The sequence below is a fragment of the Solitalea koreensis genome, from assembly GCF_900182575.1.
In the GTDB taxonomy this organism is placed as follows: domain Bacteria; phylum Bacteroidota; class Bacteroidia; order Sphingobacteriales; family Sphingobacteriaceae; genus Solitalea; species Solitalea koreensis.
This window is the reverse complement of record NZ_FXSZ01000004.1, coordinates 315,361-329,022: the sequence shown is the minus strand read 5'-3', so window position 1 is coordinate 329,022 and position 13,662 is coordinate 315,361. Positions and strand designations below refer to the sequence as shown.

The window sequence follows — 13,662 nt, the reverse complement described above, 5'->3', positions numbered from 1 at the left end:
AATAAATTGAACCGCTGATTTTTCATTTTTAAACATGCATTCCCCTTTAAAATAATTGGGCATATGGCACAAAGATTGTTAATTTTGAGGTTCGTTGACTATTAATTTCTATGCAGCATACCATTCAGTTATACAATTCACTTACAAGAAAAAAAGAAGAATTTAAGGCTATAAATGCACCCTTTGTAGGGATGTACGTTTGTGGCCCTACTGTTTATAGTGATGTACATCTGGGCAATTGCCGTACATTTATTTCTTTTGATTTAATCTACCGTTACTTAATTCATTTAGGGTATAAAGTACGTTATGTACGCAACATTACGGATGCCGGCCATTTGGAAGGTGATGCGGGAGACCAAGGAGAAGATAAAATTTCAAAGAAGGCTAAGCTATCCCAATTGGAGCCGATGGAAGTCGTACAAAAATATACCGTCGATTTCCGTAGAGTGATGGAGGTTTTTAACGTTTTACCGCCAAGTATTGAACCAACGGCAACCGGCCACATCATTGAACAAATTGAACTCGTAAAAAAAATACTTGAAAATGGCTATGCTTATGAGGTCAATGGATCAGTGTATTTTGATGTAGAAAAATACAATCAACAACATGATTATGGCGTATTAAACGGCCGCAACATTGAAGATTTATTGAATAATACCCGCGAGCTGGAAGGGCAAGATGAGAAACGAGGCAAACTTGATTTTGCCCTTTGGATCAAAGCTAAACCCGAACATTTGATGCAATGGCCTTCTCCTTGGGGAATGGGCTTCCCAGGATGGCACTTGGAATGCTCGGCCATGAGTACAAAATACCTTGGTGAACATTTCGATATTCATGGAGGGGGCATGGACCTTGCTCCTACGCACCATACCAATGAAATTGCGCAAAACGTAGCTTACTGCCATAAACATCCGGCAAATTATTGGATTCATACCAATATGCTTACCGTTAATGGTCAAAAAATGTCAAAATCGCTGGGCAATAGTTTTCTTCCTCATGAACTGTTTTCAGGCTCCCATGCTTTATTGACAAGAGGGTATGCACCAATGACTGTTCGCTTTTTCATGCTGCAAGCTCATTATCGCAGCACACTTGATTTCTCAAACGAAGCCTTGGAAGCATCGGAAAAAGGCTTAAAGAGATTGCTCACAGCATACGATCTTATCCATAACTTAAAAACCGGCCCAAGCAGTTCATCTGATATTTCTGCTCTTGAAGCTCGCTGTTATGCAGCTATGAATGATGATTTTAATAGCCCAATCGCTATTGCTGAATTATTTGAAGGAGTACGCATTATTAACTCGGTAAATGCAGGAATAGAAACAATAACAGGTAGCGATTTAGAAAGGCTTCATAAACTCTTTACAACTTTCTTGTTTGTTATTTTTGGATTGAAAAACGAAGAATGTTCAGACGGGGCGAATGTTGACGGCGTAATGCAATTACTGATTGACATCAGAAATCAAGCAAAAGCCAATAAAGATTATCCGACTTCAGATGCAATCCGAAATAAATTGTTAGAGTTGGGTTATCAACTCAAAGACAGCAAGGAAGGCACAAGCTGGTCTATTGTTTAAAAGGTTAAAAAACAAAGCTGCTCAACAAAGCAGCTTTGCTTTTTCTATAACTGATTAGTATAAGTTATTTCGTTTTTACTTTGTTCTTGAATTATGTGTTTATATTTAAGTGTACATTCAACTAAAAACACTATAAAATTCTTTTTTTTAATTGCTTTTATATTTCTTTCTAAATTAGGCTTAGCACAAGAAACTCCTAAGTACATTTTAGAACTTGCCGATCGTGAACAGCAGTTTAATCAACTTTCACAAGAAAAGGGGGTTAAAGCTGCTTTTCTAGCTGTATTGAATGAGCGGGGAACAGTTTTCCGACCCGAACCTATAAATGGCAAATTCTTTTTTAAAGAAAGAAAAGAAGATATTCCGGGACAATTAAGCTGGGAGCCAACCTGGATTGAAGTATCTAGCGATGGGGCTCTTGGATATACGACAGGTCCTTTTGAATACCGCAATGACCCTTCTGATCCACAGCAAGCTAATTTTGGCCAATATGTTTCTATTTGGGTTAAAGATAAAAGAAAATGGGAACTAATGCTTGATTTGGGAATTTCACATGCAAAGCCTCCTTTCACACCTCAGTTAACCTTTGCCGAAATCAATCCTGAATACAAGCGTGCAGTAATGGATTTTATCGCTATTGAGCAACAAAAAAATTCGCGCGAACTCTTAAAAGCTACTGACGAACTTTACTGTTCAAATTTAAACAGTGGGCTAATTAACGAAAGTTATAAAGAGTATCTGGCTCAAAATATTCGGTTACTCCGTACTAATAATTTGCCAATACTTGGCAAAACCTCTGCAACGAAATACTTAAATTCAATTAAAGCAAATTACGAATACAAGCCTAATGTAGCATACGTGGCGGCTTCAAGAGATTTGGGTTATACTTACGGAACCGTAACTGTTACTACAAATGTAAAGCGCAAAATGGTTACATCAGCTTATAATTATGTTCGTATTTGGCGTAAAGAAGAGCATGGATATTGGAAAATTGCATTAGATATCGAGGCCCCCATCCCTCCAAAGAACCAATAAGCAGCTAAGCTGATTCTTGTTCTAAAGCAGATAAATCTTTCACCTCTGCTAAGGGGTTAAACAGGTACATTCTACGAGTAGATAATTCTACGCAACGATATCGTTTCCGAATAAGTTCTAGCTTTTGAAACTTCCTGCCATTTTTCATGGCGAAGAACGCATTAAGGGGAAGCGTTTCTACTGTGACCATATCTTCCTGTTTACGATCATACTGCTTAAGAACACGCATAAGCTTTACATCGCTACAGCTCGATGCTGCAGGATTATTCATATAAGCTTTGAGTGCCAGCAAAATATCTTCCGGGAAAATATTCATTTCAAAAAAAGGAGCCATCATTTCCTGAAAGGCTTGTTTCCATTCAAGTCCGTGTGGTTTAACTTTATTTTTATGACGGTTCCAATTGAGCATATGTGCAAATTCATGCACCAATGTAATCAGGAATGAATAACAATTAAGATTATGATTCACTGAAATGCGGTGCCCCGCTTTTCCATATGGATGTCGATAATCACCAAGTTTAGAATTACGATTACGGGTAATCTTTAGCGCCACCTGATAATGATCAATCCATTTAACGATTAATGGGGCTGCTTCTGCAGGAATAAACTTTTGTAATACGGTAACTTTATCCAACTTTGATATTGGTGATGTTTGCAAGCGAATATCGAAATTTATATTTGGAATTAGCGTTATTTCAGCAATTGATAAACCACCAAACTAGCTAAATAAGCCACACCGGTCATGTAAACCAGCATAATAACCGGCCACTTCCAACTTTTGGTTTCACGATACACAACCGCAAGCGTACTCATGCACTGCATCGCAAAGGCATAAAAAATCATCAGTGAAAAAGCCGTAGCAAAAGTAAATACTTTTACACCTGTTTGAGGATTGGTTGCTGCAGACAATTTTTCACGTACGGAAACAATATTGCTATCGTCCCCTTCAACACTATAAATGGTTGCCATAGTACCCACGAATACTTCACGAGCGGCAAAAGAAGTAATTAAAGCAATACCAATTTTCCAATCGTAGCCTAAAGGCCTTATTGCGGGTTCTATAGTACGGCCTAGCATCCCTGCATACGAAGCTTCTAAACGTTCTGATTTTAAATGTTGCTGCAATTGATCCGGATTAAATTGCTTGGCCATTTCTGGAGTAGCATATTTAGCATTAATAGCATCCATCTTTTCGGAAGGACCATAGGTTGACAAAACCCAAAGTATTACAGAAACAGCAATGATTACTTTACCTGCTTCAAACACAAATGTTTTTGCTTTCTCAAACATCTGTAACCCAATATGCGACCAACGCGGCATGCGGTAGATGGGCAACTCCATGATGAAATACCCCTTCTCTCTACTCTTTACGATCTTCTTCATCACCCAAGCGGCTCCTATCGCTGCAAAAAAACCGAGAAGATACATGGCAAGCAAAGTAAGTCCTTGCAGGCTTAATACCCCAAACAACCGTTTGCTCGGAACTACAAGCGAGATTAATAAGGTATATACGGGCAAACGAGCCGAACAGCTCATTAAAGGCGTTACTAAGATGGTTATTACACGATCTTTCCAATTTTCAATGGTACGTGTGCTCATAATTGCAGGAACGGCACAAGCAACCCCGCTAATCAGAGGTACTACCGATTTTCCATTCAACCCCACCTTACGCATGATTTTATCCATCATGAATGTAACGCGCGCCATATATCCCGTATCTTCCAAAATGGCAATAAACAGGAATAAAATCAGGATTTGTGGTACGAAAACCAAAACTCCGCTTAAGCCCGCAATAACCCCATCAATAAGCAAATTAGTTAATACACCCGCAGGCAATATATTCGCTAGCAATTGCTCCAATTGAAGAAATAATCCCTCAATAAAGTTCATCGGGTATTCAGCGAAAGTAAAGATGGACTGAAATACAATGAAAAGGATCACAACAAAAATAATAAGCCCAAAAACACGATGTGTTAATACCTTATCCAATTTATTGCTAAATGTTTCTCCTTTTGCCGACTCATCTTGCTTCACACAATCAAATAAAAGATCATTGATAAAGTTGTATCGGGCTATTGTCTCCTGAGCTTGCGCCTTTGAGGAATGAAAAGAATATTTTTGTTCAAGTGTTTCAACCAAATCACTTTGCTCTTCACTCAAACTACTTAAGTTTTCATGCTGATGAGCAAGTTGTAGGGCTTCATAAGAACTATTCACTTCAAAATTGTCAGCGATTTCATTGATTAGCATAGGAGCAATCTCTTCTACCTCAATAGTTTTATTTTGAGTAGCAATTTTTGTAGAATAGGCGATTGCTTCTTTTAGTTTTTCAACACCCTTATTATCCCGAGCGTTTACGGGTATTACGGTTACTCCCAATTTCTTTGAAAGCTTGTCAATATTGATTTTCAGTCCGTTGCTATCCGCAACATCAATCATATTTAAAGCAAGAATAACAGGAATATTTAGGTCGGCTACCTGAGTGTAAAGAAGCATATTTCGCTTCAAATTCGAAGCGTCGACTACGACTACAACCAGATCCGGTTTCAGACTGCCTTTTTTATCGTACAACACCTCGAACGCAATCTGCTCATCGCGTGATTTGGCATATAAGCTATAAATTCCGGGAAGGTCAATGATTTCGGCAGTAAGTTCAGGAGATACTTTAGAAAAGCCAGTTTTTTTATCAACTGTAACTCCTGGAAAATTTCCTATTTTTTGATTAAGGCCTGTTAGATCATTAAAGAGTGTTGATTTACCGGTATTCGGATTTCCGATTAAAGCAACTTTCAAAGTACCATTCACGCTTAATTACTTTTAAGAAGGATTGTTGCCGCTTCAGTTTTACGTAAGCTAAGTTTATAGCCAGAGACAGTAATAGCAATGGGATCGCCAAGTGGAGCAATCTGATCTAACCTTACTTCTTCACCGGGCAAGCAACCCATTTCCATCAACTTTATTGACATGTGCTGATCGGTAAAAGCTGTGATGGTTCCACTCTCTCCTATTTCAAGTTCCGACAGGTTCATTAATTGTATCTTTTTTGAGTGACGCAAGATACTTCTTATTTATATTAATTCCAAGTAAGCACAAAAAAGCCTGTTTGTCATCAATAAACAGGCTCGCATCATCGTATAGTATTTATCGTATCCTATACTTAACCGTCGGACAATGACAACGATTTGCAGCACAAGAATCTAATGAAACAACTATAAAAAGAGCTGCAATAATGAGTAAAGGTTTAAGCATTTTGTTCATGACTTGCCGGTTTAATTTTCCTGTAAATATAATAAGGAATCAATGCCATAAAAGTGCCAATTGCATCTGCTATAAAATCACTCCATTCGCCAGAGCGATAGGTAAACACTTTCATTTGCAACACTTCGATCAAGCCACCATAAAACAGACAGATAAATGTAGAGAACGTAATTGGCAAAAGGCCTAATAATCCATAGCGCTGTTGCCGGTAAAAAGCATCGCAAAGCAGAAAGCACAATACGAAGTAAAACACGACGTGCACAAACTTATCAAAACCCGGAAAAAACAATGAGGCGCTCGGTAAAGCCGAGGGCCTCATATTACATAGAATAAAAATTACCAATATCCATAAAAAAGCATACCGGAAATGTTTCATTTGCATGTTTTATTGACCAATTTGTTCTTTATAAACAGAATCTGAAAGCAATGCTTCAAGTTCAGAAACGTTTGTAACATTAATTTTAATCATCCAGCCATCGCCATATGGATCACTATTTACCAATTCAGGATTAGTATCTAGTTTCGTGTTGAATTCTAATACTTCTCCGGTAACTGGCATATATAAATCCGAAACGGTTTTAACAGCTTCAACCGTACCGAAAATTTCACCTTCATTTACGGTTTTACCAATTGAGTTGATATCTACATAAACAATATCACCTAGCTCACGTTGAGCAAAATCAGTGATACCAATGTAGGCTGTATTGCCTTCAATTTTGATCCATTCGTGATCTTTAGTATACTTTAATTCAGCTGGAAAATTCATAAGATTGTTTTTTTTTGCCCAAAAATACGTTTCTTTTTCTAAACTACAACGTAAACCTTAGTCCAACTCCAAAATTTGAAAATGAAGTTTGATAGGTGTTTGATGTTTCAGGTTTAGTTACGTTACGATCAAAGTAAACTTTAAAGTTAAGTCGTTGATTCATTACATAATCAATGGAAGGACGAAGTGATAAGGTGCTAGTTCCTCCGGCAATTTGAGCAACCGGATCATCTGTACGATAAATAACCGTTTTATTTCCGCGTAGGGCAAAATCAAGTTTGAAGTTCAAATCATTATTCAAGGAGGTGGTATTACCAACACGGAATGGAAGCTTGAATTTTGTGGTTCGATATCCAAATCCAAACACAATCTGACGATCTTTAAGTTGTGCCATTTGCGAATTATTAGTACTGTAGCTCAACAACCGACTTTTACGCCACTCTAAATTTGCAGTCATGTTGTTTCGGAAACGGAAATCAAGACCAATTAGAGGCAGAAAATCTTCAGAAAGACTGAAAACGCCAACTTGATATTTAGGTAAAAAGTTATTGCTTACATCACGCGTTTGCACTTTGCCTAAAGCATCTTCCATATACTTAAGCAATGAGTTGTAATTGGCAATTGTGTACAGTGAACGATACGAATGATTTAAACTAATGGATGAGAAAATCTCTTTTAAAAGTTCCAATCGTGATAAACCATTATAAGTGATTCTCCAATTAGGCAATGGGATTGACGGAAATTGTTTAAGACTGGCCTTATCAGGATCCTTACCCAAATATGCTGATAAAAATGCATTCACAATCACTTCTTGCTGCGCTTTACCATAACCATCCGGATAACCATCTGCATCAAGAGGTCCAGAAGAGTTAGGGTTTTCTTTTGCTAAACGTTGAGCAATATGGATTCTATTCTCCTGGAATTTAATAAAGGTTTTAGAAACGTTGTTCAGTCCGCTTTCGTTATCAAAAGCAGTATTTAAAGCAATAGTTGATATATTAAACAATCCTGTAGTAACCGGACTAAAATCTGTAAAAGTATTGGTTATATCATCGAACCTGAAATTGGACTGATCATTCCGCATGAAGCCGCGTGTACCTGATAGTTCAATCCTGAAATCCTTGATTGGCTCAACAATAGCCCGGTAGTTCAAATCCTCTTTAGAGCTCTTAATGTAAGAAGCATTTAAGCCTGAATAAGTTGTCAACTGACCCTGCGATGCAACTTTATACCGTATATCACTTTGACTTCCTAACATGAACCCTAAGCCCGGATTACCTGCAAAAAATGATGTACGAGGTAAATATCCCGGCAAGAATGTTCCATCTCCCAAACTATAGGTTCCACTAACGTTTTTAATCATCGTTAAGAAACCTTTCAAAACATCTCCAACAGAAAATTGCTTAGGATTAACATCCTTCAACCATTTTGATTTACCGAATAACTGAGCAAAATTCAACTGTCCGTTCAATTGTACGGTTCTGGCATTTTGTATGGTATTACCTAAGCGAGAAGTATCACTCATCAAGGTAACCAAGGCTTCCGTTCTCCAATTGTAATCAACGGCATAACGCACACTCATTGATGTAAACGATAAAAATTTCATTTTATTAATCGGAACATTATAGGTAACTCCCACACGCTGGCTAAACTCAACCGGACGTCCAAAATGCATTAGATTGCTCGTAATAGAGTCTCGAGCATGAGAATTAATGGGCCCATTAGGTTCATCAATAGAAGCTAAACTTCTGGCTGAATAATCCATTTTCATCGAACTACTCAAGTCCCATCCCACATTATATAAACCGCTTAAGAAGTAATTTTTATTATAGGTACTCGGTACTGTAAAAAAATTACTGGTTTCTGTTGCCCGCAAGGTATATGCATTATAAAAACGATCGAGCGACCATTGTACATCGACTACCTGAGGAAATAGATTCAAGTTAATATCACGAATAAGTGCCAAATGCTCTGATTTAAGAATCTTATCAAAAGGCTTAAAATTTCTTGATTGCTTTTGGAAGTTATAAGCAACAATTGCCTTATGTGTTTTATTCTGATTGTTTTGAATGGTATAAGAACGATTGCTAAACTCTGTGTAGGCATAGGTAAAGTTAAAATTCTCTATGTCATAGAATTGAACCTTATCTTCTGGGGCGCGGTTTTTACGAACGTTGGTAAAATTGATGCTTCTACGTGTCGTAACATCATTCGCTACTGCAGCAAGAGAATCGCGTTGATTGCGACTTGCAGCCCTAAGCACATCACTCAGTAATAAGTCAGGAGAAATAGGACTGTACTGAGGTTTCTTGATATCTTGAGAATATGAAACATACAGAGGGATGGTTATACCTAGTTTTGGAGGCAAAAGCTTACCCAACTCCATGTTTGCTGAAACATCATAACTGGAATTATCTGTACGGTTTACTTGTCCTATGCGTTTATCTAACGACCCAAATCCAAATGTACTTTTGCTTCCGGCAACGGTTACATTGGCAAAATCGGCCATTTTCATATTTAAAATCCCTGTGGCGGCCCAGCCCCCTTTTTCTTCGAAATTGGTAATTCGGAGTTCATCAACCCAAATCTGAGCGCTTTTTTCCAACCCATCATCAAAACTAGCGGACGTACCTTTTGCCGGATTTCGAATACCCACCATCATGACCCGTACTTTACTTAGATCAGGTTGCCCCAATACGGTAACCAGATTCTTTCCGTCTTTTATATAATAGGGCTTATTAATTGGAAACTCGCCAGCATTTCTGTCACGCTTTGCATTTTGCAGCAAAGCAAAATCAATATTCAGATTATTTGCATCCGGCCAAATTACATTAGCATTAGTAGCTCCCGATGGCGTAATTTGCAATGGAATATCATATTCATAATAGTTCTCATTGTAATCAGTTCCTAAACGAAGGAATGCGTGTACATCATCATTACTTACGGGCCCTTCTGCATGTACAAACATTTTCAATGTTTTGTAAGACCGGAAGTCAAAATTGATATTTTTATATGCCCCGCGAGCAAAACCGTCGGCTAGGTTTTTGACATCTATTACCAATGATTGCTCATTTTGCTTTACATTTTCACGATAAGCGCTTTGTAAAACCTCTTGTTGAATACCTGGAGGCAATACATAAGGAATTGGAGTACGATTTCCGTTTTCTTCAATATTAATGGTAGAAATATCTGCTGTTGAATTATCACTTGCACTTGGAGGCAATGCAGGATCCTTGATAATACGAGCAGGATTGTTTTCAGCATTGTATTTTCTCCATTCACCACGCAGTAGTTGAAGCTTGGCAAAACGAAGAATTACCGAATCTTCAAAACCAGTCATGAACATGCGAATAAAACGGATTGATTTAAAATCCTGTATCCCTCCTTCGCGAGATTGAAACTGCTGAATTGGCACTTTAAATTGATACCAGGTCACTTCGGTTGTTTTACCATTATCCAACTTAACCTTTGTGGTTACCATATCATTTACGAAATTTTGTCCTACTACCAAGTCCTGTTTCCGCATAGAAACTTTGTATTGGTAATATTCTTCAGCGGTACTTGAATTATTATCACGATTTACATCTTCGCCATCAGGATTGGGAGTGGACGCTGCATTTTCGATCCCAATAAGCTGCCTTGACTGTTCACTGGTACGAGAGTTGCCTTCCGTGCCATTGTAATGCTTGTATCGTTCAAGAATCAAAGCCCTTTGAGCATCCAGTTGCGGACCGCGGTAGTACACAAAATTATCTCCAGAAGGGTCGTTTTCAGCATTGAGTACTGCAGGAGAGCCTGCCGGTAAAACAGAACGAAGCTGATTTAAATAATCAGCAAAAAACGTTTTCTCTTCTCCATCAGCAACTCCGTCAAGACCAACATCCTGACGTTGACGCGCCGTCGGATCATTATCAAAAGCCTGTGTAACGGGCTGTTGCTTACCAACACGCCCCCAAACTGTTGTATTGGTTTGATTTGCATCACCATCGGCGGGCAATGCATTCTCCACACTTTTTGCTCCGTCTTTTAATATATCTTCTGAAACACTCCCCAGGTTAAAATATAAATCACCGCCGGTAGAATTTTGATTTTTTGAGAATGGATCCATCACCCAGAACTCAATAAACTCAACATTCAATGCCTCAAAATCATTTTGATCTAATCGACGGAAAATGCCACCCCAACGTGTCTTGGGATTCAGTAACGAACCGTCTGCAGATAGTGCGGAAGTTGTATAATTATAAGGGCCACGCAATTTTGGGTAGTACGCTAAATCAAACGTTGGAAGCAATAAGGGCTGTCCGGTTACTGATTGTTTATTAGGAAAAACCTCCTGCTCTGTTACCTGGCGAACATAATCGCTCGATAGTTCATCTTTATTGGTTCGTATATTTTCAGGAGTTGAACTGTTTGATATACTGTAGAAGACGGGATCAATGGTATAGAAACTTAACAATGCTCGATTGAATCCGTATTGGCGATTATTCACAAGTGAGGCTTCCGGAAAAAGCTGCGGGGTTGAAGATATAAACCAACTGCTAACATTTTTTAAATCGATAATTGATTTCGAATTCTCGAAATCATCAAGATATGAAATGCCACCCTTTTCACCATCAAAATTTAGAGCTCTTGCATGCCCGGGTAAAAATTGAGCGAATTCTCCTGTAAAAGTAATTGAGGAGGCTTCTTTGGTTTGAATTAAGGGGAGCTTATTTATGAATTTAGTTAGAAATGGAGCCTCGGAACGATAGGTTGCATCAAACCCATAAATAGTATTAGAAATGGACTCATCACCAATATTTACTTTCTGCGTCAAGGGACGCTCACTAAGCTGCATTAGAGTCCCGCCTAAATTCAAATGGTCATTCACCACATAATCGAGACGTGTTCCCATTAAAGACCGCGATTGCAAGCCAAATAACTCCGTAGTTTCTAAGCGAATCTTAAGAGGTAAACTTGAATTAAGCAGCGCCTCATTTAATATTTTCACTCTGCCCAGGTTATAATCAACCGTAAAATCAGCACCTTCAATTAATGGTGTTGTTCCTGCCGTTACAATAACCGACCCTTGCGGAATATTAATAGCATTAAGATTAAATTCCGAACTTGAGTTTGACTTATAATAACCTTTGATAAAGTATTTATTTACTTCAGGAAACTGCTGCGCCTGATACCGTGTAGAATCATACAATTGCTGAAACACGTATTTTTTAATCAAATTGGTTTCAGACGGTTCAAATTGATCTTTTAGATTCTTTCCAAAAGGCTCTACCACTGGAAAAATAATCCTGCCTTCCTCCGTGTTGATAGTAATCTTATTAACAAAGTCAAACACTCCATCGGGCTGTGCTGCCTGTTGAGAGTTCAATCGATCAAGATTTAATAACTGAATGAAAGGCTTACCTTTTGTACGAACACCTTCGGCAATTACAGGCTGTTCAACCCCGGAAGATTCATCTAAACGAAACACCTCTAAACGGAAACTCTCAGGGCTAATCTGGTAAGCGTTTAAGCTGTAAATGTTTTTCATCATCAAGTCCCAGGTAGGCAATGACGTTTTTAGCGTTTCGTTTTTAAGTAATTTGGTGTATAATACTTTTGGTCTTGCCGGATCTAAAGGAACATCGGTAGAAAATTCTCCAACCTGATATTCAACTCCATTTAACGTATAACGGTAAGCAACGGCAAGCACCTCGTCATTATTAAGGGCCTGGTTTAATGAGATGTATCCTAAAACAGGATCAAACTTAAATTCTCGTTCTGTTAATTTACGAGCATAGGTAAGCTTTGCATAGTTATCACCACCTCCTGAACCTAAGAAAAAACTTCCAATGGTATTGTCATTTGAGTTCCGAAAATTGGGAGGAAGAACATTTAATATATTATTGGATTGAAGACTTGTACCAGTTGGATCATTGAATCCGGATGGATTTGACGCATATCCGGCTCCTCCTTGAAACAGAGCATTGTTATAAACCTTGTTTTCGCCTAAATCAATGAAAGCGATGATATCGCGAGAGTCGGTATTATTATTGGTTTTATTCGTAATCCAAACCTCTATCTTATTAATCATTATTCCAGAACTGATAGTAGGCAGGCTTCTTAATGCTTTATCGTAGTTATCTCTGAAGTAGGTAGAAAGAAAATAGTGACGATTGGCATCGTATGCATCAGCTTGAAAACGATATTCATTCTCCTGTGCTCCATTTGAAATACTGATCTCTTTAACCTGGCTTTTTTGTTGAGAAAAAACACTGGTTACTCCCAATTTACCAAACTGCAGCTGACTTTTAATACCGAATAAACTCTGGCTGCCGGTAATCAATGAGCCATAAAGTGGCATGCTAACATTACCTACTTCAATTTTACGAATGATTTCATCCTCTTTACCGGTATATTCAAACTTAATCTGATTCTCAAAATCAAACTGTGCTTGAGTATTGAAATTGGTGTTAATTTTTAATTTATCTCCGATTTGTCCAACTAAACTTAATTGAATCCGTTCATCAAAATCAAGATTGCTTTGACTGCGTTGACGCTCATTAAACAGAGGATTTTCGTTTTTATTAAATCGTTCAGAAAGATTTATTTCGGCAAAACCTTGTGGCCGAATATCTATCACACTACTTCCAAATAGGTTATCCAGTGCTTTACTCTGTAGGTCAAGCTTAGGCAAAATGCCTCGGCTCTGCACAATGCTATTTTCCTGACCTGATTTCTGAAGCCAATAGTTTTGCTTTGCTTCTTCTAGCTGATATTTCTGATATTCTGCAAAAGTTAATCGTTGAGGTAAACGGTAATAGCGACCTCCTACCGTTTCAGTAATTTCGTAGGTGTTTGTAGTAGGATCGTATTCAACTTTACGGCGGATATTTACAGGATCCTTTAAACCGATAGTATTATTGAATCTGCTCAATACATCCTTTCGCTCTTTGATGGGATATTTAAGCTTAACAGAATCCTTATTATTGATTACCTGTGCTAACAACGAAGTGTTCCCTGTAGTTAACAAGAAAAACATCATTA

Annotated in this window: 8 protein-coding genes; 2 read left to right on the top strand and 6 right to left on the bottom strand. The window is 38.1% G+C overall.

All coding sequences use genetic code 11. From position 1 onward, the window contains the following. Positions 1-110 precede the first annotated feature (110 nt). A complete protein-coding gene (gene cysS, locus FN756_RS08710; protein WP_142603351.1) occupies positions 111-1,577 on the top strand; it encodes a cysteine--tRNA ligase in 1,467 nt (488 codons plus the stop codon). A gap of 93 nt (positions 1,578-1,670) precedes the next feature. After that, positions 1,671-2,612 carry a hypothetical protein gene (locus tag FN756_RS08705; protein WP_142603350.1) on the top strand — a complete coding sequence of 314 codons (942 nt, stop codon included), beginning with the start codon at positions 1,671-1,673 and terminating at the stop codon, positions 2,610-2,612. 4 nt (positions 2,613-2,616) lie between these two features. On the opposite strand, the gene FN756_RS08700 is transcribed toward FN756_RS08705, so the two are convergent. The 6 genes from FN756_RS08700 to sov all read right to left on the bottom strand — a co-directional run bounded on the left by FN756_RS08700 (position 2,617) and on the right by sov (position 13,660). Further along, positions 2,617-3,246 carry a SprT family zinc-dependent metalloprotease gene (locus tag FN756_RS08700; RefSeq protein ID WP_142603348.1) on the bottom strand — a complete coding sequence of 210 codons (630 nt, stop codon included), beginning with the start codon at positions 3,244-3,246 and terminating at the stop codon, positions 2,617-2,619. A gap of 56 nt (positions 3,247-3,302) precedes the next feature. Then, the gene (feoB, locus tag FN756_RS08695) at positions 3,303-5,417 is read right to left on the bottom strand and encodes a ferrous iron transport protein B (protein ID WP_142603346.1); all 2,115 of its coding nucleotides are present in this window, start codon (positions 5,415-5,417) and stop codon (positions 3,303-3,305) included. Between the two features lie 2 nt (positions 5,418-5,419). Beyond that, positions 5,420-5,641: a FeoA family protein gene (locus FN756_RS08690; protein WP_142603344.1), complete on the bottom strand. Its 222-nt coding sequence runs from the start codon at positions 5,639-5,641 to the stop codon at positions 5,420-5,422. 212 nt (positions 5,642-5,853) lie between these two features. Beyond that, on the bottom strand, positions 5,854-6,189 hold the full coding sequence (locus tag FN756_RS08685) for a VanZ family protein (protein ID WP_142603342.1): 336 nt from the start codon (positions 6,187-6,189) through the stop codon (positions 5,854-5,856). A gap of 66 nt (positions 6,190-6,255) precedes the next feature. Next, positions 6,256-6,636, bottom strand: coding sequence for a glycine cleavage system protein GcvH (gene gcvH / locus FN756_RS08680; protein WP_142603339.1), 381 nt, complete (start codon positions 6,634-6,636; stop codon positions 6,256-6,258). Positions 6,637-6,679: 43 nt separating this feature from the next. Then, a complete protein-coding gene (gene sov / locus FN756_RS08675; RefSeq protein WP_449441399.1) occupies positions 6,680-13,660 on the bottom strand; it encodes a T9SS outer membrane translocon Sov/SprA in 6,981 nt (2,326 codons plus the stop codon). Positions 13,661-13,662 lie beyond the last annotated feature (2 nt).

Excerpts from the sequence above, each read along its gene's own strand:
- cysS (WP_142603351.1), top strand. The coding sequence starts at position 111 with ATGCAGCATACCATTCAGTTATACAATTCACTTACAAGAAAAAAAGAA.
- FN756_RS08705 (WP_142603350.1), top strand. The coding sequence starts at position 1,671 with ATGTGTTTATATTTAAGTGTACATTCAACTAAAAACACTATAAAATTC.
- FN756_RS08690 (WP_142603344.1), bottom strand. The coding sequence starts at position 5,641 with ATGAACCTGTCGGAACTTGAAATAGGAGAGAGTGGAACCATCACAGCT.
- FN756_RS08685 (WP_142603342.1), bottom strand. The coding sequence starts at position 6,189 with ATGAGGCCCTCGGCTTTACCGAGCGCCTCATTGTTTTTTCCGGGTTTT.
- gcvH (WP_142603339.1), bottom strand. The coding sequence starts at position 6,636 with ATGAATTTTCCAGCTGAATTAAAGTATACTAAAGATCACGAATGGATC.
- sov (WP_449441399.1), bottom strand. The coding sequence starts at position 13,660 with ATGATGTTTTTCTTGTTAACTACAGGGAACACTTCGTTGTTAGCACAG.